Origin of the sequence: Microbacterium awajiense (assembly GCF_039536545.1) — a bacterium.
Classification (GTDB): Bacteria; Actinomycetota; Actinomycetes; order Actinomycetales; family Microbacteriaceae; genus Microbacterium; species Microbacterium awajiense.
On the sequence record NZ_BAAAYU010000001.1, the window covers coordinates 219,207 to 242,104 of the forward strand.

At 69.2% G+C, this 22,898-nt stretch carries 23 protein-coding genes; 19 read left to right on the forward strand and 4 right to left on the reverse strand.

The annotated features are described in order from the left end of the window. Positions 1-178: 178 nt before the first annotated feature. Both ABD663_RS01100 and ABD663_RS01105 read right to left on the reverse strand, forming a co-directional pair. Positions 179-553 (reverse strand): GntR family transcriptional regulator, encoded by a 375-nt coding sequence (locus ABD663_RS01100; protein ID WP_344735992.1) that lies wholly within the window; start codon positions 551-553, stop codon positions 179-181. Then, positions 550-1,473: a hypothetical protein gene (locus ABD663_RS01105; protein WP_344735993.1), complete on the reverse strand. Its 924-nt coding sequence runs from the start codon at positions 1,471-1,473 to the stop codon at positions 550-552. The genes ABD663_RS01100 and ABD663_RS01105 overlap by 4 nt, the downstream gene beginning before the upstream one ends. Before the next feature lie 177 nt (positions 1,474-1,650). Between ABD663_RS01105 and murC the strand changes: the two genes are divergently transcribed. The 14 genes from murC to ABD663_RS01175 all read left to right on the forward strand — a co-directional run bounded on the left by murC (position 1,651) and on the right by ABD663_RS01175 (position 16,644). Continuing rightward, positions 1,651-3,051: a UDP-N-acetylmuramate--L-alanine ligase gene (gene murC, locus ABD663_RS01110; RefSeq protein ID WP_344735994.1), complete on the forward strand. Its 1,401-nt coding sequence runs from the start codon at positions 1,651-1,653 to the stop codon at positions 3,049-3,051. Positions 3,052-3,053: 2 nt separating this feature from the next. Next, a complete protein-coding gene (locus ABD663_RS01115) occupies positions 3,054-4,028 on the forward strand; it encodes an FtsQ-type POTRA domain-containing protein (protein ID WP_344735995.1) in 975 nt (324 codons plus the stop codon). Between the two features lie 162 nt (positions 4,029-4,190). Continuing rightward, positions 4,191-5,333: a cell division protein FtsZ gene (ftsZ, locus tag ABD663_RS01120; RefSeq protein WP_344735996.1), complete on the forward strand. Its 1,143-nt coding sequence runs from the start codon at positions 4,191-4,193 to the stop codon at positions 5,331-5,333. 18 nt (positions 5,334-5,351) lie between these two features. Then, a complete protein-coding gene (locus tag ABD663_RS01125) occupies positions 5,352-6,038 on the forward strand; it encodes a YggS family pyridoxal phosphate-dependent enzyme (protein ID WP_344735997.1) in 687 nt (228 codons plus the stop codon). A gap of 32 nt (positions 6,039-6,070) precedes the next feature. Beyond that, positions 6,071-6,529 carry a cell division protein SepF gene (locus ABD663_RS01130; RefSeq protein ID WP_344735999.1) on the forward strand — a complete coding sequence of 153 codons (459 nt, stop codon included), beginning with the start codon at positions 6,071-6,073 and terminating at the stop codon, positions 6,527-6,529. Between the two features lie 3 nt (positions 6,530-6,532). Further along, positions 6,533-6,832: a YggT family protein gene (locus ABD663_RS01135; protein WP_344736000.1), complete on the forward strand. Its 300-nt coding sequence runs from the start codon at positions 6,533-6,535 to the stop codon at positions 6,830-6,832. A gap of 93 nt (positions 6,833-6,925) precedes the next feature. Further along, positions 6,926-7,531, forward strand: coding sequence for a DivIVA domain-containing protein (locus ABD663_RS01140; RefSeq protein WP_344736001.1), 606 nt, complete (start codon positions 6,926-6,928; stop codon positions 7,529-7,531). A gap of 9 nt (positions 7,532-7,540) precedes the next feature. Continuing rightward, positions 7,541-8,170 (forward strand): signal peptidase II, encoded by a 630-nt coding sequence (lspA, locus tag ABD663_RS01145; RefSeq protein WP_344736002.1) that lies wholly within the window; start codon positions 7,541-7,543, stop codon positions 8,168-8,170. Between the two features lies 1 nt (position 8,171). Continuing rightward, positions 8,172-9,095: an RluA family pseudouridine synthase gene (locus ABD663_RS01150; RefSeq protein WP_344736003.1), complete on the forward strand. Its 924-nt coding sequence runs from the start codon at positions 8,172-8,174 to the stop codon at positions 9,093-9,095. A gap of 158 nt (positions 9,096-9,253) precedes the next feature. Then, complete coding sequence (gene dnaE / locus ABD663_RS01155; protein ID WP_425561758.1) at positions 9,254-12,724, forward strand: DNA polymerase III subunit alpha; 3,471 nt, start codon at positions 9,254-9,256, stop codon at positions 12,722-12,724. A 91-nt stretch (positions 12,725-12,815) separates the two neighbouring features. Further along, positions 12,816-13,706, forward strand: coding sequence for a hypothetical protein (locus tag ABD663_RS01160; protein ID WP_344736005.1), 891 nt, complete (start codon positions 12,816-12,818; stop codon positions 13,704-13,706). Positions 13,707-13,734: 28 nt separating this feature from the next. Then, a complete protein-coding gene (gene hisD, locus ABD663_RS01165) occupies positions 13,735-15,054 on the forward strand; it encodes a histidinol dehydrogenase (protein ID WP_344736007.1) in 1,320 nt (439 codons plus the stop codon). A gap of 12 nt (positions 15,055-15,066) precedes the next feature. Continuing rightward, the gene (gene nrdR, locus ABD663_RS01170; RefSeq protein WP_344736008.1) at positions 15,067-15,525 is read left to right on the forward strand and encodes a transcriptional regulator NrdR; all 459 of its coding nucleotides are present in this window, start codon (positions 15,067-15,069) and stop codon (positions 15,523-15,525) included. A gap of 102 nt (positions 15,526-15,627) precedes the next feature. Continuing rightward, positions 15,628-16,644, forward strand: a complete 1,017-nt coding sequence (locus ABD663_RS01175) for a quinone-dependent dihydroorotate dehydrogenase (protein ID WP_344736009.1) — start codon at positions 15,628-15,630, stop codon at positions 16,642-16,644. Between the two features lie 9 nt (positions 16,645-16,653). Here ABD663_RS01175 and ABD663_RS01180 read toward each other — a convergent pair whose 3' ends face one another. Continuing rightward, positions 16,654-17,223: a DUF3043 domain-containing protein gene (locus ABD663_RS01180; RefSeq protein ID WP_344736010.1), complete on the reverse strand. Its 570-nt coding sequence runs from the start codon at positions 17,221-17,223 to the stop codon at positions 16,654-16,656. Positions 17,224-17,270: 47 nt separating this feature from the next. On the opposite strand from ABD663_RS01180, the gene ABD663_RS01185 reads away from it, so the two are divergent. The 5 genes from ABD663_RS01185 to ABD663_RS01205 all read left to right on the forward strand — a co-directional run bounded on the left by ABD663_RS01185 (position 17,271) and on the right by ABD663_RS01205 (position 22,344). Then, on the forward strand, positions 17,271-18,665 hold the full coding sequence (locus ABD663_RS01185; RefSeq protein ID WP_344736011.1) for a dipeptidase: 1,395 nt from the start codon (positions 17,271-17,273) through the stop codon (positions 18,663-18,665). A 61-nt stretch (positions 18,666-18,726) separates the two neighbouring features. Continuing rightward, complete coding sequence (gene erpA / locus ABD663_RS01190; protein ID WP_344736012.1) at positions 18,727-19,092, forward strand: iron-sulfur cluster insertion protein ErpA; 366 nt, start codon at positions 18,727-18,729, stop codon at positions 19,090-19,092. A 169-nt stretch (positions 19,093-19,261) separates the two neighbouring features. Continuing rightward, positions 19,262-20,149, forward strand: a complete 888-nt coding sequence (gene ctaC, locus ABD663_RS01195; protein WP_344736013.1) for an aa3-type cytochrome oxidase subunit II — start codon at positions 19,262-19,264, stop codon at positions 20,147-20,149. Beyond that, the gene (gene ctaD, locus ABD663_RS01200; protein ID WP_344736014.1) at positions 20,149-21,912 is read left to right on the forward strand and encodes an aa3-type cytochrome oxidase subunit I; all 1,764 of its coding nucleotides are present in this window, start codon (positions 20,149-20,151) and stop codon (positions 21,910-21,912) included. Before ctaC ends, ctaD begins: the two co-directional genes overlap by 1 nt. Further along, on the forward strand, positions 21,913-22,344 hold the full coding sequence (locus ABD663_RS01205) for a cytochrome c oxidase subunit 4 (protein ID WP_344736015.1): 432 nt from the start codon (positions 21,913-21,915) through the stop codon (positions 22,342-22,344). A gap of 98 nt (positions 22,345-22,442) precedes the next feature. Here the strand turns inward: ABD663_RS01205 and ABD663_RS01210 are convergent, their stop codons facing one another. Then, positions 22,443-22,850 carry a rhodanese-like domain-containing protein gene (locus tag ABD663_RS01210; RefSeq protein WP_344736016.1) on the reverse strand — a complete coding sequence of 136 codons (408 nt, stop codon included), beginning with the start codon at positions 22,848-22,850 and terminating at the stop codon, positions 22,443-22,445. Positions 22,851-22,898: the final 48 nt, after the last annotated feature.

Genomic DNA, 22,898 nt, shown 5'->3' on the forward strand with positions numbered 1-22,898 from the left:
CGGGGCGCGCCGGGCGGCGAGCGGCCGACGTCTACGTGCCCGGGCTGTCGGCGGCACTCGCACGAGTGCCGACCGCCGCGCCCCCGTCGCCCGCGCGGTGCTCGGCCTCGAGGCGCTCGTGCAGATCTCCTGCGCCGGGCGCTCAGCGCCCGGCGCGTCTGGCGCTCAGCGACGTCCGTCAGGCGGTGGCGGGTGGCGTGGTCGCGCGGATCGCGGCAGTCACCGCCGCGAGCGCCTCATCGGCGTCGAGTCGCAGCTCGCGTACCTGCAGGGCGAACGCCGCCGCCGCACGCTGCAGCTGCTGCCTCGCGGGATCAGAATGAAACGCGACGAACGTGCCGTTGCGGCCGCGGGTCTCGATGATGTCGGCGGCCTCGAGCTCGCGGTAGGCGCGAGCGACGGTGCCCGGCGCGAGGCCGAGGTCCTCGGCGAGTCGGCGCACCGTGGGCAGGCGGGTTCCGGCGGCGAGATCACCGGTCAGGACCGCGTCGAGCAGGCCGGCGCGCAGCTGCTCGAACGGGGGGACGTGCGAGGACGGGTCGATGACGATCACGCGGGTGCTCCCACGGTCACAGGTCGGCGGAGCCAGTCAGGGTAGAGGGATTCGGGCAACGGTCGTCCCGTGTTCGGGTACACGAACTGCAGTGCGACGATGCCCCAGGTCGGCAGCTGCATCGCGAAGAACACCGACGGGGGAGCGTACGCGGCGCACAGCGCGCCCAGCGAGAACGCGAGGGCGAACCACGCGGCGATGGCCGCGGACAGGCGCAACGACGACAGCGCGTATGCGCGGAAGGCGTCGTCCCACGCCAGTTCGAGGGTGTCGGATGCCGGCTGGGCGCGATCCAGGATGAGGCGATCGAGCCGCGGAAGGACGGCGAAGGCGACCGCGGCGACGCACGCGAAGATGAAGGCCGCCGTCGTGGTCATCGGCTCGGTCGAGACCCGTTCGTCGAACTGCGATCCGGCGAGGAGAAACGTCGCGACGGATGCCGCGGCGAGCAGCACCCACGGGAGTGCGCGTCTGGCCGGACCGAGATAATCCGCGGTCATCATGCGCCGTGCACGCGCGACACGGGGTGCATCGGGAGCAGGATGGAAGAGGCGCTCTCGCAGATTGACGGCGACCGTCGCGATCGTGCCACCCGCGACGAGGGCGGTGACGATCACGAAGAAGACGAAGAGCATGTTGGTGCCCAACGGCGTGAACAACAGCGGGAGCGCGACGAGGCCCGCAGCGAGGAGCGCACCCGTCACGGCGTTCGCTCGCGCTCGAAGCCCACGGGCGACGGATTCGCGGGTCTGGTCCGTGCCGTACGGCAGGCGCGACTTCACGGAATAGCGGTCGGCGCGGTTCAAGACGGTGGTCCGGCTGCGCATCGAGAGGAGAGCGCCCACCGCCACCCCGATGAGAACCAGCACCACCACGCTGTTGAAGGCGAGCGCGAAGGTCGGGTCGAGATCGATGAGCACCCCTTGTTTGTACCGCGCTTGGTATCAATGTGTCAACACAAAGCGCAGGACCGCCAGGCCGGAGAGTCGGCCCCCGGTCGGCGGGTCCCTTGGGATTCCTCCGACCGGGCGGTGATCCTCCGACGGAGGAGTGTCCGGGCGGCTGCGGCGCGCCCGCCCGCTTAGGATTGTCGGGCCATGATCCGACCCGACCTCAGCCTGCCCATTCCCGAGACCATCGGCGCCGCGCACTTCATCGGCATCGGCGGGTCGGGCATGTCGGGCCTCGCGCGGATGTACCTCGACCGCGGCATCCGCGTGTCGGGGTCGGATCGCGCCGACAGCGCGGCCCTGCGCGACCTCGCGGCCCGTGGAGCGATCGTCCATGTCGGCCACGCCGCTGAGAACCTGCCCGACGACGCCGACACCGTGGTGCACACCGGTGCGATCTGGCCCGAGAACCCCGAGTTCGTGCTGGCGAAGGAGCGCGGGCTGCACGTCATCCACCGCTCGCAGGCGCTGCACTGGCTCATCGGCGGGCGTCGGCTCGTCTCGGTCGCGGGCGCGCACGGCAAGACCACCTCGACCGGCATGATCGTCACCGCGCTGCGGGCGCTCGGCCAGGACCCGACCTTCGTCAACGGCGGCGTGATCGCCGACCTCGGCGCGTCGAGCGGCACGGGAGGCGACGATCTCGTCGTGATCGAGGCGGACGAGTCCGACGGCACCTTCCTGCTCTACGACACGTCGATCGCACTCATCACCAACGTCGACCCCGATCACCTGGACCATTGGGGAACCCGTGAGGCGTTCTTCGACGCGTTCGCCCGCTTCGGCGACGACGCGCGCGAGGCCGTCGTCATCTCGGCCGACGACGCGGGCGCACGGCGCGTGCGCGACCGTCTCACGCACGAGCACGTGCTCACGTTCGGCGAGGCGGATGCCGCAGATGTGCGGCTGTCCGACATCCGCACCGACGGACCGGTCGCCTTCACGCTCACGCACCGCGGCGAGACGGCTGCGGCGCGGCTCGCGGTGCCCGGTGCCCACAATGCGGTCAACGCGGCCGGAGCCGTCGCGGTGATGGTCGCGCTCGGGATCGGGTTCACCGACGCCGTACGCGCCGTCGAGGACTTCGCGGGCACCATCCGCCGCTTCGAGCTGCACGGCGTCGAGCGCGGCGTGAGCGTGTACGACGACTACGCGCACCATCCGACCGAGGTCGCCGCGGCGCTCGCCGCCGCGCGCACCGTCGTCGGCGACGGGCGCATCATCGCCATCCAGCAGCCGCACACCTACTCGCGCACGCAGGAGATGTACCGCGAGTTCGCCGAGGTGCTCGAGAACGGCGCCGACCACACTGTCATGCTCGACGTCTACGGTGCGCGCGAGGATCCGGTGCCCGGCGTCGACGGGGCGCTGGTCGCGGGCGCCTTCGCCGACGCGTCGCACGTGCACTACGTGCCCGATTGGCAGGCGGCGGCCGACTACACCGCGACGGTGGCCCGCGAGGGCGACTACGTCATCACCCTCGGCTGCGGCGACGTGTACCGCATCATCCCGCAGGTGCTGGCAGCGCTCGCCGAGCCGGGGGAGTAGCGGTGCGCCGCCCGCCCCCGCTGCCGCCGCCGTCGACCCCGGCGCCCGCGCGGCCGCAGGATGACGGACACGATCGTCAGGACCTCGACGAGGTCGGCGACACCGCGCCGGTGATCCCGCTCGCCGCGCCGACGCCGCTTCCCGCCGCGGGCATCGGCGCCGACGGCGGAGGCGAAGCCGCCGACGACGATCGGTCCGGCGGGGGCGGAGAGCGCGTGCGGTTGCGTGACGTGTGGGGCGCAGCGCGCGCCCGGCGCCGGGCGCTGCGGGCCGAGGTGCGCCGGTTCACGGTGCGCCAGCGACGCCGACGGATGCTGTGGATCGGCGTCGCGGCCTCGGTCGTGCTGGTCGCCGTCGGCACGGTCGCGGCGGCCTACAGCCCCCTGTTCGCGGTCGAAGAGGTCACGATCGTCGGTGCCGAGCAGCTCGACGCGACCGAGGTCGAGGCGGCGCTCGGCGGACAGCTGGGCACACCGCTGCCGCTGGTCGACGAGAGCGAGGTCAAGGCCGCGCTGGTGACCTTCCCGCTCGTCGAGTCGTACCGGCTCGAGGCCCGCCCACCCCACGAGCTCGTGGTGCGGATCGTGGAGCGCACCCCCATCGGCCTCATCGAAACGGCGGCCGGCTACACGCTGGTCGATGCCGCCGGAGTGGCGCTGTCGACGACGGCGACCCCCGGCGGGGGACGCCCGCTGCTCGAGGTCGAAGGCGGCACGGCGTCGGCGGCGTTCGATGCGGTCGGCCAGGTGATGCGGTCGCTCCCCGAGCCGATCCGCATCCAGGTCACATCGGTCGCGGCATCGAGTCCCGACGACGTGACGCTGACGCTGGGCGGGACGAACACCGATGTGGTGTGGGGCGGCGCCGACCAGTCGGCGATGAAGGCACTCGCGCTCGAGACGGCGATGCAGACGTGGCCACCGTCGGGCGTGCGTCTCTACGACGTCTCTTCGCCCAGCGCCATCGTGATCGGCTGACCTGCCGACCCCCGGTTCGGACGGGGATGTCGCGACACGCCCACGACGTGACGGCCGGCGAGGCGGCATCCGCTTACTTTCGAGTCGAGGAATTGCATACCGGGCAATTCTTTATACTTCAACTAGAGGTTGAAGGTTCGGTTCGGGAAGACGGAGGCCGGCATGAGCCAGAACCAGAACTACCTCGCTGTCATCAAGGTCGTGGGTGTCGGGGGCGGTGGCGTCAACGCCGTCAATCGCATGATCGAACTGGGACTGCGAGGCGTCGAATTCATCGCGATCAACACCGATGCGCAGGCGCTGCTGATGAGCGACGCCGACGTCAAGCTCGATGTCGGGCGGGAACTGACGCGCGGTCTCGGCGCCGGAGCGGATCCCGAGGTCGGCCGTCGTGCCGCCGAGGACCACTCCGACGAGATCGAAGAGGCGCTGCGCGGTGCCGACATGGTCTTCGTGACCGCCGGTGAGGGCGGTGGCACCGGCACAGGTGGTGCGCCGGTCGTGGCCAAGGTCGCCAAGTCGATCGGGGCGCTCACCATCGGCGTCGTGACCAAGCCCTTCTCGTTCGAGGGTCGTCGTCGCCAGCAGCAGGCCGAGACGGGCGTCGAGAAGCTCAAGGACGAGGTCGACACGCTCATCGTCGTGCCCAATGACCGCCTGCTCGAGATCAGCGACCGCGGCATCTCGATGATCGAGGCGTTCGCCACGGCCGACCAGGTGCTCCTCGCCGGTGTGCAGGGCATCACCGACCTCATCACGACGCCGGGCCTGATCAACCTCGACTTCGCCGACGTCAAGTCGGTCATGCAGGGCGCGGGCTCCGCACTCATGGGCATCGGTTCGGCCCGCGGCGCCGACCGAGCGATCAAGGCGGCCGAACTGGCCGTCGAGTCGCCACTGCTCGAAGCCTCGATCGAGGGCGCGCACGGCGTGCTGCTGTCGATCCAGGGCGGGTCGAACCTCGGCATCTTCGAGATCAACGACGCGGCGCAGCTGGTGAAGGAGGCCGCGCACCCCGAGGCCAACATCATCTTCGGCACCGTCATCGACGACACCCTCGGCGACGAGGTGCGCGTGACGGTGATCGCCGCGGGCTTCGACGGGGGAGAGCCACAGCCCCGCATCGAGCCGATGACCACGTCGAGCGTCGTCTCGACCCCGGTGCTGCCCGAGACGTCGGCGGAGGAGGCCGCGAGCGAGCTCGCTGCCGACGCCGAGCCCGTGTCGGTGGGCGCCGTGACCGAGCGCGGGTACGACTCCGCATTCGGTGACGACGACCTCGACATCCCCGACTTCCTCAAGTAGGACGGACGCCGCGCCCGCGTGGACACCGATCTCGCCACCCGTCTCGACGAGGTCGATGCCCGTATCGCGGGCGCGGCCCGCTCCGTCGGCCGTGACCCGGCGGAGCTGACGCGCATCGTCGTCACCAAGTTCCATCCGGCAGCGCTCGTGCGCGAGCTGCACGCCCTCGGCGTACGTGACGTGGCCGAGAACCGGCAACAGGAATTCACCGCCAAAGCCGTCGATGTCGGCGACCTCGACGATCTGCGCTGGCACTTCGTCGGCCAACTGCAGACGAAGAAGGCGCGCGCAGTGCGCAGCGTGGCCTCGGCGGTGCACTCCGTCGATCGCGAACGCGTGGCCGATGCGCTCGACGCCGCGGGCGCCGAGCGGCCGCCCCTCGACGTCTTCCTGCAGGTGAACCTCACCGACGACCCGGCGCGCGGCGGGGTCGAACCGTCCGGGCTCGAGCACCTCGCCGAGCACGCCGCCTCGTGTCAGACGCTCCGCGTGCGAGGCATCATGGCGGTCGCCCCGCTCGGCGAGCCGCCGGCATCCGCGTTCGAGCGGCTCGCGGGCTATGCGCAGCGGCTGCGGAAGGTCGTTCCGGATGCCACGTGGATGTCCGCCGGGATGACGGCGGACTTCGCCGAGGCGATCGCCGCCGGCGCGACACACCTGCGGATCGGCACCGCAATCACGGGGGACCGGCCCGACCGCGGCTAGCCTGAAACAGACGAGCGAACACGGAGGATGCGATGTCGAACCCGCTCAAGAAGACCATGGTGTACCTGGGCCTCGCCGACGAGGAAGAGGTCTACGACGAACCGGCTGCGCAGCCGCGGAGCGGCAAGCCGACCGCCGTCGAGAAGGCCGCCCCTGTGACGCCGCTGCATCGCCCCGCCGTGGTGCGTCAGCCCGCGGCATCGGCGATCTCCGAGATCCTGACGGTGCACCCCAAGCAGTACCGGGACGCGCAGGTCATCGCCGAGAACTTCCGCGACGGCGTGCCCGTGATCATCAATCTCTCGCAGATGAGCGACGCCGACGCGCGCCGGCTGATCGACTTCGCCAGCGGGCTCTCGCTCGGCCTCTACGGCCGCATCGAGCGGGTCACCAGCAAGGTCTTCCTCCTCTCGCCCGAGAATGTCGCCGTTTCGGGCGACGGCGCCGTGGCACAGGCCGACCCCGAGTCGGTACCCTTCGCGCAGCCCTAGGCGATGAGCTTCCTCCAACTCATAGCGACGGTCCTCAACCTTCTCCTGCTCGTCTACCTCTTCACGCTGCTCGCACGGCTGATCCTGGACTGGATTCCGTTCTTCAACCGAGAGTGGCGTCCCCGTGGGTTCGGTCTGGTGCTCGCCGAGGTCGTCTACACGGTCACCGACCCGCCGATCAAGCTGTTCCGGCGGTTCATCCCGCCCCTGCGTGTCGGCGCGATCGCGATCGATTTCGGGTTCGCACTCACGATGCTGCTGGTGTTCATCCTGCTCTCGGTGACGCGGTCCCTCGCAGCCTGATCCGGCGACGACTATGCTTTGCTGATACGACCCGCTTCGGCGGGACGCCCCCGACATCGGCCATCGACACGAGCGTTCGAAAGAGGAACCACCATGGCATTGACCCCCGATGACGTCGTCACCAAGCAGTTCCAGCACGTCCGGTTCAAGGAAGGCTTCGACCCGGACGAGGTGGACGACTTCCTCGACGAGATCGTCGTCGAGTGGCGCAAGGCGCTCGCCGAGAACGAGGAGCTGAAGGCGAAGCTGGCGGCCTACGAGTCGGGTGAGTCGGCGCCGCAGGCGGCCGCCCCGCAGCCCGCACCGGTCGAAGAGCCCGCTCCCGCTCCTGCCCCCGCCACCGCGGCTCTGGGCGCAGGCGAGGCCGGCGGCGCGGCTGCCAGCGCCGGGATCATCGAGCTGGCGCAGCGCCTGCACGACGAGCACGTGGCCGAAGGTGTCGCCGAGCGCGACCGCCTCATCTCCGAAGCGAAGGCGCAGGCCGCGTCGATCGTCTCCGAGGCCGAGACGCGCGGTCGCGAAGAGGTCGCCAAGCTCGACCGCGAGCGCGCGACGCTCGAGAACCGCATCACCGAGCTGCGCCAGTTCGAGCGCGACTACCGCTCGCAGCTGCGCGGCTACATCGAGGGCAAGCTGCGCGACCTCGAGACGACCGGCACGAGCTCGGGCTCGACGCCGGTCTCCGCCGTCGGTCTCTAGGAGAGGCCCTTGGCGGGTCGACCCCCTCTGCATCAGGCGGCGGCCGGCACCATCGTCGCGATTCTCGCGGCGGCGGTGCTGGCCGCCGACCAGTTCACGAAGCACCTTGCGATCGAGAACCTGCCGCCGGGCGAGCCGGTGCCGGTCCTCGGCGACTTCCTGATCTTCATCCTCGTCCGAAACCCCGGCGCCGCGTTCTCGCTCGGGGAGGGCGTGACGTGGCTGTTCACGATCGCCCTGGCCGCCGTGGCGGTCGCCATCGTGTGGTTCGCCGTCCGCGGCATCCGGTCGCGCCTGTGGGCGGTGGCGCTGGGCCTGCTGCTCGGCGGCGTGCTGGGCAACCTCACCGACCGTGTGTTCCGCGAGCCGGGATTCCCCATCGGTCATGTCGTCGACTTCATCAACACGCCGTGGATGATGCCCGCGATCTACAACGTCGCCGACATCTTCATCGTGTCGATGATGATCGGCATCGCCCTGCTCGTCCTCGTCGGGCTGCGCCTCGACGGCGGCCGCGACCGGGGTCGATCCGACGACGACACCGCGCCGACAGCAGAGCATCCCGCATCGACCGACGCGCCGATCGACGCCGATACGACGGATGCCGCTCCCGACGGCCCCGGCGCGCCCAGGGCCTGAGGTGGAATCCCGCATCCTTCCGGTGCCGGACGGCCTCGACGGCTCGCGCGTCGACGCCGCGCTCGCCAAGATGCTCGGGTTCTCGCGCACCTTCGCCGCCGAGGTCGCCGAGTCCGGCGGCGTGAGCGCCGACGGCCGCACGCTCGGCAAGTCCGACCGCGTCCACGCCGGCTCGTTCGTCGAGGTGTCGTGGACGCCGAAGGAAGCGCCGCGGGTGGTACCCGTCGAGGTGCCCGACCTGGGGATCGTCTTCGACGACGCGGACATCGTCGTCGTCGACAAGCCCGCCGGCGTCGCGGCCCACCCGTCGATCGGCTGGGAGGGCCCGACCGTCCTCGGCGCTCTGGCCGCGGCGGGCTTCCGTATCGCGACGAGCGGCGCCGCCGAACGCCAGGGCGTCGTGCACCGGCTCGACGTCGGCACGAGCGGGCTCATGGTGGTCGCCAAGACCGAGGCCGCCTACGCATCGCTCAAGCGCGCTTTCAAGGAGCGCGAGGTCGAGAAGATCTATCACGCGGTCGTCCAGGGCCATCCCGATCCGCTCGCAGGGACGATCGACGCCCCGATCGGGCGGCATCCGTCTCACTCGTGGAAGTTCGCGGTGACACCCGACGGCAAGGACTCGGTCACCCACTACGAGACGATCGAGGCGTTCCCCGGGGCATCGCTGCTCGAGATCCATCTCGAGACCGGGCGCACCCACCAGATCCGGGTGCACATGGCCGCCCACCGGCATCCGTGCGTCGGCGACCCCCTGTACGGCGGCGACCCGACCCTGTCGGCGCGGCTCGGACTCACCCGGCAGTGGCTGCACGCGCGCGAACTCTCGTTCTTCCACCCGGCGACCGGCCGGTGGGAGACGTATGCCTCGGAGTACCCGACCGACCTCGCGCACGCCCTCGCGGTGCTGCGCGGTGAGCAGTGACGCCCCCGAGTCTCACCCTTGAGTTGAAGGTGAAGCGACCTTCCCGGTCGACGGCCGCGACACCCTCGGCATCCGCGGTCGGGGTCTGCGGTCGTCCTTAGACTCGATCCGTGGCCACCGATTCCTTCGTTCATCTGCACGTGCACAGCGAGTACTCGATGCTCGACGGAGCCGCGAAGATCGCGGCGATGACGCAGGCGGCCGCCGACCACGACATGCCCGCGATCGCGGTGACCGACCACGGCAACACGTTCGCCGCGTTCGAGTTCTACAACGCGGCCAAGACCGCGGGAGTCAAGCCGATCATCGGACTCGAGGCGTACGTGACCCCGGGTACGCACCGCAGCGACAAGTCGCGGGTGGCATGGGGCACGCCCGAGCAGAAGAGCGACGACGTCTCGGGCTCGGGTGCGTACACCCACATGACGATGTGGAGCCAGAGCACCGAGGGCATGCACAATCTGTTCCGGCTCAGCTCGCTGTCGAGCATCGAGGGCTACTACTTCAAGCCGCGCATGGACCGCGAGCTGCTCGAGACCTACGGCAAGGGCCTCATCGCGACGACGGGATGCCCCTCGGGCGAGGTGCAGACGCGGCTGCGCCTGGGGCAGTACGACGCGGCGCGTGCGGCGGCGGCCGAGTTCCAGGACATCTTCGGCAAGGAGAACTACTTCGCCGAGATCATGGACCACGGCCTGTCCATCGAGCGTCGCGTGATGACCGACCTGCTGCGGTTGGCCAAGGACCTCGACATTCCGCTCGTGGCCACGAACGACTCGCACTACACCCACCAGCACGAAGCCGACGCGCACGCGGCCCTGCTGTGCGTGCAGTCCGGATCGACCCTCGACGACCCGAACCGGTTCAAGTTCGACGGCGACGGCTACTACATCAAGACGGCGCAGGAGATGCGGCAGATCTTCCGCGACCACCCCGAGGCGTGCGACAACACGCTGCTCATCGCCGAACGGTGCGAGGTCGAGTTCAACACCTCGGCCAACTACATGCCGCGCTTCCCGGTTCCCGACGGCGAGACCGAAGACAGCTGGCTGGTCAAAGAGGTCGAGAGCGGTCTGCACTACCGGTATCCCGACGGCATCCCCGATCGGGTGCGCAAGCAGGCCGAGTACGAGACCGGCATCATCCTGCAGATGGGGTTCCCGGGCTACTTCCTCGTGGTCGCCGACTTCATCAACTGGGCGAAGGACAACGGCATCCGCGTCGGTCCGGGCCGCGGATCGGGCGCCGGATCGATGGTCGCGTACGCCATGCGCATCACTGACCTCGATCCGCTCGAGCACGGACTCATCTTCGAGCGCTTCCTCAACCCCGACCGGGTGTCGATGCCCGACTTCGACGTCGACTTCGACGACCGTCGCCGCGGCGAGGTGATCGACTACGTCACCGAGAAGTACGGCTCCGAACGGGTCGCCCAGATCGTGACCTACGGCACCATCAAATCGAAGCAGGCGCTGAAGGATGCCGGGCGTGTGCTCGGGTTCCCCTTCAGCATGGGCGAGAAGCTCACCAAGGCGATGCCGCCGGCGGTGATGGGCAAGGACATGCCGCTGAGCGGCATGTACGACAAGGAGCATCCGCGTTTCAAAGAGGCGTCCGAGTTCCGCGCACTGATCGACACCGATCCCGAAGCGAAGACCGTCTTCGACCGTGCGCTGGGGCTCGAGGGCCTCAAGCGCCAGTGGGGCGTGCACGCCGCGGGCGTGATCATGTCGTCCGAGCCTCTGCTCGACATCATCCCGATCATGCGCCGCGAGCAGGACGGCCAGATCGTCACCCAGTTCGACTATCCGTCGTGCGAGACGCTCGGCCTCATCAAGATGGACTTCCTGGGGCTGCGCAACCTCACCATCATCTCGGACGCGCTCGACAACATCCGCATGAACCGGGGCGAGGAGGTGGACCTCGAGCACCTCGCACTCGACGACCGCGCGGCCTACGAGCTGCTGACCCGCGGTGACACGCTCGGGGTGTTCCAGCTCGACGGTGGGCCGATGCGGTCGCTGCTGCGCCTGATGAAGCCCGACAACTTCGAGGACGTCTCGGCGGTGATCGCGCTCTACCGGCCGGGGCCGATGGGCGCGAACTCGCACATCAACTACGCGTTGCGCAAGAACGGCCAGCAGGAGGTCACGCCGATCCATCCCGAGCTGGAGGAGCCGCTCAAGGACATCCTCGACATCAGCTACGGCCTGATCATCTACCAGGAGCAGGTGATGGCGATCGCGCAGAAGGTCGCCGGGTTCTCACTCGGGCAGGCCGACATTCTGCGGCGGGCGATGGGCAAGAAGAAGAAGTCCGAGCTCGACAAGCAGTACGAGGGCTTCTCCGGAGGCATGAGGGAACGCGGCTACGGGGATGCCGCCATCCAGGCGCTGTGGGACATCCTGCTGCCGTTCTCGGACTACGCCTTCAACAAAGCGCACTCGGCGGCGTACGGACTCGTGTCGTATTGGACGGCCTACCTGAAAGCCCACTATCCCGCCGAGTACATGGCGGCGCTGCTCACGAGCGTCGGCGACTCGAAGGACAAGATGGCGGTCTACCTCAACGAGTGCCGGCGGATGGGGATCAAGGTGCTGCCTCCCGATGTGGGGGAGTCGATCCGCTACTTCGCCGCCGTCGGCGAAGACATCCGCTTCGGGCTGGGCGCCGTGCGCAACGTCGGTGCCAACGTCGTCGACGGCATCATCTCCGCGCGCGAGGACGCCCGGTTCGACTCGTTCCACGACTTCCTCGCGAAGGTGCCGATGCACGTCACCAACAAGCGGACCGTGGAGTCTCTCATCAAGGCCGGCGCGTTCGACTCGATGGGCGACACCCGCCGCGCCCTCATGGAGATCCACGAGGATGCCACCGAGCAGGCCGTTCTCGACAAGCGTCGCGAGGCCAACGGCGAGGTCGGGTTCGACTTCGACTCGCTGTGGGGCGACGACGAACCGCAGCAGGCGCAGAAGGTGCCCGAGCGCCCGGAATGGACCAAGAAGGACAAGCTCGCGTTCGAGCGCGAAATGCTCGGCCTCTACGTGTCCGACCACCCGCTGGCCGGGCTCGAGGTGCCGCTGGCCAAGCATGCCTCGACGAGCATCCACGACCTGCTCGCGTCGGACACGATCGATGACGGCGACCAGGTGACCGTCGCGGGCCTGGTGACGAGCGTGCAGCATCGCGTCGCGAAGTCCAGCGGCAACCCGTACGGCATGATCACCGTCGAGGACTTCGACGGCGAGGTCACCGTGATGTTCATGGGCAAGACCTACACCGAGTTCCAGTCCCTGCTGGTCGGAGACGCGATCCTGGTGGTGCGCGGCCGCGTGTCGCGACGCGACGACGGCATGAATCTGCACGCCGTGTCGGCGTTCGCCCCCGATCTGGGTTCACTCGACGCGTCGGGACCGCTCGTGCTGGCGATTCCCGAGCACCGGGCGACCGAGAGCATCGTCGGCGAACTCGCCGAGGTGCTCGACCGGCACCGGGGCGACACCGAGGTCACGCTGCGTCTGCATCGCGGGTCGAGCGCGAAGGTGTTCGAGGTGCCGCATCAGGTGCAGGTCACCGCCGACCTCTACGGCGAGCTCAAGGGACTGCTCGGTCCGCAGTGCCTCGGGTGAGGGTTGCGTCATCGACCGTGGCGCGCATAGGCACCGCGGGTAGGATCAGCACGGCGCGCCGCGGCAGTGGCGCGAGAAGGGACATCGAATCGTGACCGACGATCACTACGCCAGCGACCAGCCGTTCGAGGCCGAGGACACCTCCGCACCGGACCACGCGGCCCCCACCGAGTCGCCTCAGTACGGCGTCGGCCCGTTCTCGATCCGCGAGGTGGCGCTCGGCGGCGTGTGGATCGTCGCGTTCGTGGTGTCGTTCTTCTCGATCAGCGCGGTGCGCTTCGACTCGGTGTGGACATCGGGTCTGCTGTGGATCCTGACGATCGCGGTGCCGACGGTGGCCGTCTTCCTGCTGGTGCTGCGCCGGCTGTCACCCGACGGCATCCGTCGCGTCGGTTCGCTCGGCATCGATCAGTTCGCCTCGGTGGCGTTCTCGGTCTCTGCGATGCTGTGGCTGCAGCTGATCTGGGAGACCGTCGCCGTCACCATCTCGGGCGGACCCTGGCTGCGTTCCTGGGTCATCTGGGTGGAGTTCATCCTGATGCTCGCCGGCGTCGTGCTGACCGTGTTCGCTCCGCTCATCCCGCCGTTCTCGCAGGACTTCGCCGGTCGCCGCGAGGTCCCTGCGCACCGCAATGCGCGTCCGGTGCGGGCGGTGTCGCCTCGTCCGGCCCGCGAGCGGGCCGCCGTCGTCGACGACACGCCCGCCGAGTACGCGGAGCCGGCACCCACCGAGCAGTGGTCGGCCCCCGTCGACGCCGGTGAGACGTTCGAGCCGGCCCCGCAGCCGCAGCGCCAGCAGGCGTTCTGGGCGCTCGCGCCCGAGGAGCGCGACATCGTGGACGATGACGGCGCAGTGCTGTTCCGGATCGGTCCGACCGCGTGGGCGCTGGTCATCGAAGAGCGCGAGGAGCTCTTCGTCGTGCGTCACGAGGACGGCCGCGTCGGCTACCTGCACGACACGAGCGACGTCACGCGCGGCTGACCCGCGCCCGAGTAAGGAGCGCCGACGGATGCTGCGCACGATCGATCTGCGCGGGCGCGCCCTGACCACGAGCGAGCTCAGCGCCGCGCTTCCGCGCGCCCGCGCGGCTCGCGACGACGCCCAGGCGGCCGCCGCCGAGATCGTCCGCGACGTCGCCGCTCGCGGTGAGGACGCGCTGCGCGAGCAGGCCGCACGGTTCGACGGCGTCCACGGCCACGCACTCCGGGTGCCCGACGCGCACCTGGACGAGGCGGTGGCCGGGCTGGACGCAGCCGTGCGAGGCGCACTCGAGGAGGCGATCCGCCGCGTGCGGGCGGCCTCCGCGGCACAGGTGCCGGCGGCGGCGGTGACTGCGCTCGACGACGGCGGCACGGTCGAGCAGCGATGGATGCCGGTGCGACGCGCCGGGCTGTACGTGCCCGGCGGCAAGGCGGTGTATCCGTCGTCGGTCGTGATGAACGTCGTGCCCGCACAGGTCGCGGGCGTCGGCCGGATCGCAGTGGCGTCGCCGCCGCAGGCCGCTTTCGACGGTCGCGTGCACCCCGACGTGCTCGCAGCGGCGAAGCTGCTCGGCGTCGACGAGGTCTACGCCATCGGCGGCGCGGGAGCGATCGCCGCGTTCGCATACGGCGTGCCGTCGATCGGTCTGGAACCCGTCGACGTCGTCACCGGCCCCGGCAACAACTTCGTCGCCGCCGCCAAGCGCGCTGTCGCGGGTCTGGTCGGCATCGACGCGGAGGCGGGCGCGACCGAGATCCTGATCGTCGCCGACGCGACCGTCGAGGCGGGCGTCGTCGCTGCCGATCTGATCAGTCAGGCCGAACACGACGAGCAGGCCGCCGCGGTGCTGGTCACCGCCGACGCGTCCTTCGCCGACGCGGTGCGCGCCCAGGTCGAGCAGCGCGTCGCGGCCACCCGCAACGCCGACCGCGCCCGTCAGGCTCTCGTCGGGGAGCAGTCGGCGATCGTGCTCGTCGACGATGTCGACGCCGCGATCGCGGTGAGCAACGCGTACGGACCCGAGCATCTCGAGATCCTGGTCGAGCCGCCGCGCACCGAGGAGTTCACCGAGGCGGGTGCCGTGTTCGTGGGGCCGTACTCGCCGGTGAGCCTCGGCGACTACCTGGCCGGCAGCAACCACGTGCTTCCCACGGGGGGCATGGCCCGCTATGCATCGGGGCTGTCGGCCTCGACGTTCCTGCGGCCGCAGCAGGTGATCACCTACGACCGTGGCGCCCTCCAGCGTGTGGCAGCCCGCATCGTCGCGCTCGCCGACGCGGAGGCCCTTCCCGCCCACGGCGAGGCGGTCACGGCCCGCTTCGACGCCGCGGGGCCCGACTCGGCGTAGTCTGTCGGTGCCATGCACTGCCCGTTCTGCCGCCACTCCGATTCTCGCGTGATCGATTCCCGTACGAGCGACGACGGGCTCAGCATCCGTCGCCGTCGTCAGTGTCCCGAGTGCGGGGGGCGGTTCTCGACGATCGAGACGGCGAGCCTCAACGTCATCAAGCGATCGGGCGTGATCGAACCGTTCAGTCGCGAGAAGGTCATGTCGGGCGTGCGCAAGGCCTGCCAGGGGCGACCGGTGACCGAAGGCGATCTTGCGGTGCTCGCGCAGACCGTCGAGGAGGCGGTGCGCCAGACGGGTGCATCGCAGGTCGACACGAACGAGATCGGGCTCGCGATCCTCGGTCCGCTCCGCGAACTCGACGAAGTCGCCTACCTGAGGTTCGCGAGCGTCTATCAGGCGTTCGACTCGCTCGAGGACTTCGAGAGCGCGATCGAGCAGCTGCGCATCGATCACCCGCGCGAGGCGTGAGCCCGCTCCGCGTAGCTTCGCCGGCGCTGCGGCGGCCCGCGGCGGCTTCCGTGCGAGCGGGATGCGACAGAGCCCGCTCCGCCGGCCGGTAGCCTGGAGCGGATGTATCCCCTCCTGTTCCGGACCGTGCTCGCGCGCATGGATCCCGAGACCGCGCACCACGCCGCGATGATCGTCATCCGGATGCTGGGGGTGCCGCCCTTCTCGTGGGCGGCCCGTGCGCTCACCCGACCCGATCCCGCGCTCGGCACGCGCGTGCTCGGACTCGACTTCGATTCGCCGTTCGGCCTCGCCGCCGGCTTCGACAAGGACGTCCGCGCCGTCGCAGGGCTGCGTGCGCTCGGATTCGGGCACGTCGAGGTCGGCACGGTCACGGCGATCCCGCAAGAGGGCAATCCGCGTCCGCGCCTGTTCCGGCTCATCCCCGACCGTGCGGTCGTCAACCGCATGGGATTCAACAACCGGGGTGCCGAACAGGCCGCGCGGCGGCTGCGCCGCATCCGTCGCCGTGCGAACCGGCCCGTGATCGGCGTGAACATCGGCAAGAGCCGTGTCGTCGACGTGGCCGACGCCGCGGGAGATTACGTGCGCAGCGCACGGATGCTCGCGCCGGTGGCGGACTACCTCGTCGTCAATGTGTCGTCGCCGAACACGCCGGGTCTGCGCGGGCTGCAGGCGGTCGAGACGCTGCGTCCGCTGCTGCGAGAGGTGCGGGATGCCGCCGCAGCGACACCGCTGCTGGTGAAGATCGCGCCCGATCTGCCCGACGACGAGGTCGAGGCCGTGGCCGGGCTCGCCGTCGACCTCGGGCTCGCTGGTCTCGTCGCCACGAACACGACGATCTCTCGTGCGGGTCTGGCCACAGACGCATCCGTCGTCGAGGCCGCCGGAGCCGGGGGACTGTCGGGTGCACCGCTCACGCGTCGCTCGCTCGAGGTGCTGCGCCTGGTGCGTGCGGTCGTGCCGGCCGATTTCTGCGTCGTCTCCGTCGGCGGAGTCGAGACGGGCGACGACGTCCGTGAGCGGTTGGAGGCCGGTGCCGACCTCGTGCAGGGGTATACGGCGTTCCTGTACCGCGGTCCACTGTGGGCGCGGCAGATCAACACGGCGCTGCGCTGAGCGCGCGACTCAGATCGGTCGCTGGCCCCGCTTGACCTGGGGCTTGGGCAGACGCAGCGGGCGCATCTGGATCGAGCGCATCGAGGCGTACCAGCCCAGACCCTTCTCGGTGCGCTCGGCGCCGAACTTCGCCCGCGCGGCCTGCTTGACGCGGATCGAGGTGAGCACCATGTCGCCGATCACGAACAGGATGAACGCCCACAGCGCCACCATCGAGTAGAACTGCACCTCGGGCACCGGGATGAACGTGGCGATGATCACGACGACCATCGCCGGCATCACGGCCTCGCCGAGGTGCCAACCCGAGTCGACGAAGTCACGGACGAACTTGCGCTGAGGCCCCTGGTCGCGGGCGGGCAGGTAGCGCTGATCTCCCGCCGCCATGCCCTGGCGGGCCTTCTCGCGCTGCGCGGCCATCTCGGCCTTCGCGCGTGCCTTGGCCTCTTTCGAATCGGGCACGAGCGGGCGCTTGCGCGCAGCCTCCTGCTCGGCACGAGAGGGCGTCGGGCGGCCCTTGCCCCCGGTCGACGGATCGACGGAAGCGTCCTTGGGCGCGGGGGCGGGGGGTGTCTGAGCCACGATGATCCTCGGGAAGTGCGTGCGTCGGTGGACTTAAGATTACCCGCATGAGCCATCACCCCACCCGGACGTCCGCTGTGCGCGAAGCCGCGGCCGCCGGCATCCCCGCCGCCCTCGCCGATCTCGGCGCCCTCGTGCGCATCCCGTCGATCGCCTTCCCGGGGTTCGACGACGACCCCGTCCGGCGCAGCGCCGAGGCGGTCAAGACCCTCGCCGAGCGGCTCGGCATCTTCGATCGCGTCGACATCTCGGATGCCGCGATCCCCGGCTCCCAGGAGCGCGGCAAGCCCGCAGTGCTCGCCACCCGCGCCGCGCGCAACGGTGCGCCGACGATCCTGCTCTACGCGCACCATGATGTGCAGCCCGTGGGGGACGAGGCGCTGTGGGACTCGCCGCCGTTCGAGCCGACGGTGCGCGGCGGCCGGCTCTACGGTCGTGGGGCCGCCGACGACAAGGCAGGGGTGATGGCGCACATCGCGGCGCTGCGCGCGCTCGTCGAGGCGGTCGGCACCGACTTCGACCTGGGTGTGGCGCTGTTCATCGAAGGCGAGGAGGAGGCGGGATCGCGCTCGTTCGCGCAATTCCTCGCCGACCACGCCGACGCGCTGCGCGCAGATGTGATCGTGGTCGCCGACTCGGGCAACTGGGATGACCGCACACCCGCGCTGACCGTCTCGCTGCGCGGCAACGCCCGGTTCACCCTCACCGTCCGCACGCTCGACCACGCGTCGCACTCGGGCATGTTCGGGGGAGCGGTGCCCGACGCCATGCTCGCCACCATCAGGCTGCTGGCGACCCTGTGGGACGCCGACGGAGCAGTCGCGGTCGACGGTCTCGCTCACCGCGAGGCGGACACGCCCGAGTACAGCGAGGAGCAGCTGCGCGACGAGGCCGGGCTGCCCGCAGGCGTCCAGCCCATCGGGCGGGGCAGCATCCCGAGCAGACTGTGGAACCAGCCCTCGATCACCGTCACCGGCATCGACGCCCCGACGGTCGCGAACGCGTCGAACACGCTGAGTCCCGAGGTGTCGGTGGTGATCAGCGCGCGCATCGCGCCGGGTCAGACCGCGCGGGACGCGTACGCGGCCATCGAGGCGCACCTGCGCGCGAACGCGCCCTTCGGCGCCGAGCTGGTCTTCCGCGACGTCGACCTGGGTGACGGATTCCTGGTCGACACCGACGGATGGGCCGTCGCCACCGCGAAGCAGGCGCTCGCCGAGGGGTACGGCGTCGAGCCCGTCGAGATGGGTGTCGGCGGCTCGATCCCGTTCATCGCCGATCTGGTGCGCCAGTTCGACGGGGCGCAGATCCTCATCACCGGCGTGGAGGATCCGCACGCGCGGGCCCACAGCCCCAACGAGTCGCTGCATCTGGAGACATTCCGCCACGCAGTGCTGAGCGAGGCGCTGCTGCTGGAGAAGCTCGACCGGCCGCGCAGCTGAGCCCGCTCCCCGCCGGGCGGCGTACAATCGGGGGCATCCGACTTCGACCCGGAGGAAACCGATGACCGACACCGCACTGTCGACCGACCAGACGGCCAAGGAACACGGCGTCGCGCTGACCGACGCCGCCGCGCTCAAGGTCAAGAGCCTCCTCGAGCAGGAGGGCCGAGACGATCTGCGTCTGCGCGTCGCCGTCCAGCCGGGCGGATGCAGCGGCCTGATCTACCAGCTGTACTTCGATGAGCGCTACCTCGACGGCGACAAGACCGTCGACTTCGAGGGCGTCGAGGTCATCGTCGATGACATGAGCGTTCCGTATCTCGACGGGGCGACCATCGATTTCAAGGACACGATCTCAGAGCAGGGTTTCACCATCGACAACCCGAACGCCGCCGGCAGCTGCGCCTGCGGCGACAGCTTCCACTGATCAGCTCTTTCTCCATCGCGAAGGGTCCCTGGCCGCCTGTCGGCGCAGGGGCCCTTCGGCGTACACGGTCGCCGGGCGAACGCGGCGCGACCTGGGTGGTTGGCCTGAATCGCTTGGGAGGTTGCCCTAGACTGGCTCTGTCGCAATTCGGACTCTGAAAGGTGCGCCCGTGCCCTCGAAACGCCGTCTCCGCTGGTCTCTGATTCCCATCGGGATCGTGGCGGCCGTCGCGCTCGCGGGATGCACGCCGACCGAGCTCAACGGATACCTTCCCGGTTTCACCGACGACGGGACCTTCGCCACCGATCGCACCGAGATGGTGTCGGGCCTGTGGGTGAACTCCTGGATCGTGCTGCTCATCGTCGGTGTGATCACGTGGGGCCTCATGTTCTGGGCCGTCGTGGCCTACCGACGCCGCAAGGGTCAGGTGGGTCTGCCGGTGCAGCTGCGGTACAACATGCCGATCGAGATCTTCTACACGGTCGTGCCCCTCATCCTCGTCGTCGGGTTCTTCGCGTTCACCGCTCGCGACCAGACGATCCTCGAGACCCAGTACGAAGACCCCGACGTGTCGATCACGGCGATCGGCAAGCAGTGGTCGTGGGACTTCCAGTACAACGGCGACAGCGAGGCCGACACCGTCTGGTCGATGGGCACGCAGGCGCAGACCGACGAGCGCGGCGACATCATCTCGGAGCTGCCGACGCTGTACCTGCCGGTCGACAAGACGGTCAAGATCCAGCTCAACTCGCGCGACGTCATCCACTCGTTCTGGATCATCGACTTCCTCTACAAGAAGGACATGTACATCGGGAAGGACAACTTCTGGTCCTTCACCCCCACGCGCGAGGGCGAGTACGCCGGCAAGTGCGCCGAGCTGTGCGGTGAGTACCACTCGATGATGCTGTTCAACGTCAAGGTCGTCAGCGAGGCCGAGTACGAGGACTATCTGTCCTCGCTCGAGGCCGCCGGACAGACCGGTGACATCAACGACGAGTACGACCGACTGCAGAATCTTCCCGGCACGGGCGGCGCCCCGGCAGATGGAGACAACTGATGGCGACCACGCTTCCCCTCAACGAACCCGGCCACGGTCGTCCCACGACCCTTCCCCCGCGACAGGCGGCTCTGCTGAGCTCCTCGCGCGTGGAGCAGAAGGGCAACATCATCGTCAAGTGGATCACCTCCACCGACCACAAGACGATCGGCTACCTGTACCTCATCGCCTCGGTGATGTTCTTCATGATCGGCGGCGTGATGGCGCTGATCATCCGCGCCGAGCTGTTCGAGCCCGGGATGCAGATCATCCCGACCAAGGAGCAGTACAACCAGCTGTTCACGATGCACGGCACGATCATGCTTCTGATGTTCGCGACGCCGCTGTTCGCGGGCTTCGCCAACGTCATCATGCCGCTGCAGATCGGCGCACCCGACGTCGCGTTCCCGCGCCTGAACGCGTTCGCGTTCTGGCTGTTCCTGTTCGGTTCGACGATCGCCGTCGCGGGCTTCCTCACCCCGCAGGGCGCGGCGGCGTTCGGCTGGTTCGCGTATCAGCCGCTTGCGAATGCGACGTTCTCGCCGGGAGTCGGTGGAAACCTCTGGATGCTCGGCCTCGGCATGAGCGGCTTCGGCACGATCCTCGGCGCGGTGAACTTCATCACGACGGTGATCACGATGCGCGCACCGGGCATGACGATGTGGCGCATGCCCATCTTCACGTGGAACACCCTGGTCACCAGCATCCTGATCCTCATGGCGTTCCCGGTGCTCGCCGCCGCGATCCTCGCCGCCGCCGCCGACCGCGTGCTCGGCGCGCACATCTACGACCCCGAGAACGGCGGTGTGCTGCTGTGGCAGCACCTGTTCTGGTTCTTCGGTCACCCCGAGGTGTACATCATCGCGTTGCCGTTCTTCGGCATCGTCTCCGAGATCTTCCCGGCGTTCAGCCGGAAGCCGATCTTCGGCTATAAGACGCTCGTCTACGCGACGATCGCGATCGCCGCGCTGTCCGTCGCCGTGTGGGCCCACCACATGTACGTCACCGGCGCGGTGCTGCTGCCGTTCTTCGCGTTCATGACGATGCTGATCGCCGTGCCCACGGGCGTGAAGATCTTCAACTGGATAGGCACGATGTGGCGAGGGTCGGTGACGTTCGAGACACCGATGATGTTCTCGCTCGGCTTCCTGATCTCGTTCGTCTTCGGCGGCCTGACCGGCGTGATCCTCGCCTCGCCACCGCTGACGTTCCACACGTCGGACTCGTACTTCGTCGTCGCGCACTTCCACTACGTCGTCTTCGGAACGGTCGTCTTCGCGATGTTCGCCGGCTTCTACTTCTGGTGGCCGAAGTGGACGGGCAAGATGCTGAACGAGCGCATCGGCATGGTGCACTTCTGGATGCTGTTCATCGGCTTCCACATGACGTTCCTCATCCAGCACTGGCTGGGTGTCGAGGGCATGGTCCGCCGCTACGCCGACTACAGCGAGGCCGATGGCTTCACGTGGGAGAACCAGCTGTCGACGGTCGGCGCGATCATCCTCGGCGCGTCGATGATCCCGTTCCTGTTCAACGTCTGGATCACCGCCCGCAAGGCACCCAAGGTCACGGTCAACGACCCCTGGGGCTACGGTGCGTCGCTCGAGTGGGCCACGTCGTGCCCGCCGCCGCGCCACAACTTCACCTCGATCCCGCGGATCCGCAGCGAACGTCCCGCGTTCGACCTGAACCACCCCGAGGCCGGCGTCCCGGTCGGTGTCGGGCCGGCGAAGGATGCGCCCGAAGCCCCGGTTGCAGATCTCGCCGACGGAGAGGTGAAGTAGATGCGGACCAACGTCGGCCTCTGGTGGCTGCTGACCGTCTTCTTCCTGCTCGTCGCGATCTTCTACACCGGGTGGAACATCATCGCCAACCCGGGTGAGATCATCGACCGCATCGAATGGGTCGGCACGGTCGCGCTCTTCTTCACGTCCTTCATGTCGGCGCTGATCGCGTTCTACGTCGACCGCGTGCATCGCGCGCAGGGCGGCGACCTGCCCGAGGACGTGCTCACCGCCGACATCGACGACGGTGACCCCGAGCTGGGAGAGTTCAGCCCGTGGTCGTGGTGGCCCATCGTGCTGGCGTTCTCAGCCGGCCTCGCGATCCTCGGCCTCGCGGTCGGCGTGTGGCTGTTCCCGATCGGTCTCGCCGTCTTCGTCGTCGCGATCGTCGGCTGGGTGTACGAGTACTACCGCGGATATTTCGCGCGCTGAGCGCGCTCGGAGAGCCCCACATGGTCTGACGACCATGACGGTTGCGTCGCCCTTCGATACGCCGCCTGCGGCGGCTACTCAGGGACCAGGTCGCCGCGTCATGCTCTGACGACCATGACGGTTGCATCGAAAGTGCGGGGGAGAGGGCCCTCGTCGTTCTCGAGGGGCTGCCCCTCTCGCGCCCAGTACTCGTAGCCGCCGATCATCTCGCGTACGCGGTAGCCCAGCTTCGCGAACTCGGCACCGCCCTTGGCGCCTGCGTTGCATCCCGGGCTCCAGCAGTAGACGACCACGTCGGCGTCGGCGGGGATCTCGACCGGAGCGCGCTGCGCGATCTCACGGTAGGGCATGTGGACGGCCCCCGGTACGCGCCCTTGGGCCCACGCATCGTCGCCTCGGACATCGACGATCACGATGGGCTCGCCGGCCTTCTGCGCGGCATACACATCGGACGGATCCGTCTCGTGCGCGAGCTTGGTGGTGAAGTGCGTCAGGGCGTCTGTCATGCCGACAACGCTAGCGGGCCGGGCCCGTGGGGCCCGGCCCGCTGTGCG

Excerpts from the sequence above, each read along its gene's own strand:
- murC (WP_344735994.1), top strand. The coding sequence starts at position 1,651 with ATGATCCGACCCGACCTCAGCCTGCCCATTCCCGAGACCATCGGCGCC.
- ftsZ (WP_344735996.1), top strand. The coding sequence starts at position 4,191 with ATGAGCCAGAACCAGAACTACCTCGCTGTCATCAAGGTCGTGGGTGTC.
- ABD663_RS01130 (WP_344735999.1), top strand. The coding sequence starts at position 6,071 with ATGTCGAACCCGCTCAAGAAGACCATGGTGTACCTGGGCCTCGCCGAC.
- ABD663_RS01135 (WP_344736000.1), top strand. The coding sequence starts at position 6,533 with ATGAGCTTCCTCCAACTCATAGCGACGGTCCTCAACCTTCTCCTGCTC.
- ABD663_RS01140 (WP_344736001.1), top strand. The coding sequence starts at position 6,926 with ATGGCATTGACCCCCGATGACGTCGTCACCAAGCAGTTCCAGCACGTC.
- dnaE (WP_425561758.1), top strand. The coding sequence starts at position 9,254 with ATGCTCGACGGAGCCGCGAAGATCGCGGCGATGACGCAGGCGGCCGCC.
- hisD (WP_344736007.1), top strand. The coding sequence starts at position 13,735 with ATGCTGCGCACGATCGATCTGCGCGGGCGCGCCCTGACCACGAGCGAG.
- nrdR (WP_344736008.1), top strand. The coding sequence starts at position 15,067 with ATGCACTGCCCGTTCTGCCGCCACTCCGATTCTCGCGTGATCGATTCC.
- ABD663_RS01175 (WP_344736009.1), top strand. The coding sequence starts at position 15,628 with ATGTATCCCCTCCTGTTCCGGACCGTGCTCGCGCGCATGGATCCCGAG.
- ABD663_RS01185 (WP_344736011.1), top strand. The coding sequence starts at position 17,271 with ATGAGCCATCACCCCACCCGGACGTCCGCTGTGCGCGAAGCCGCGGCC.
- erpA (WP_344736012.1), top strand. The coding sequence starts at position 18,727 with ATGACCGACACCGCACTGTCGACCGACCAGACGGCCAAGGAACACGGC.
- ctaD (WP_344736014.1), top strand. The coding sequence starts at position 20,149 with ATGGCGACCACGCTTCCCCTCAACGAACCCGGCCACGGTCGTCCCACG.
- ABD663_RS01205 (WP_344736015.1), top strand. The coding sequence starts at position 21,913 with ATGCGGACCAACGTCGGCCTCTGGTGGCTGCTGACCGTCTTCTTCCTG.
- ABD663_RS01210 (WP_344736016.1), bottom strand. The coding sequence starts at position 22,850 with ATGACAGACGCCCTGACGCACTTCACCACCAAGCTCGCGCACGAGACG.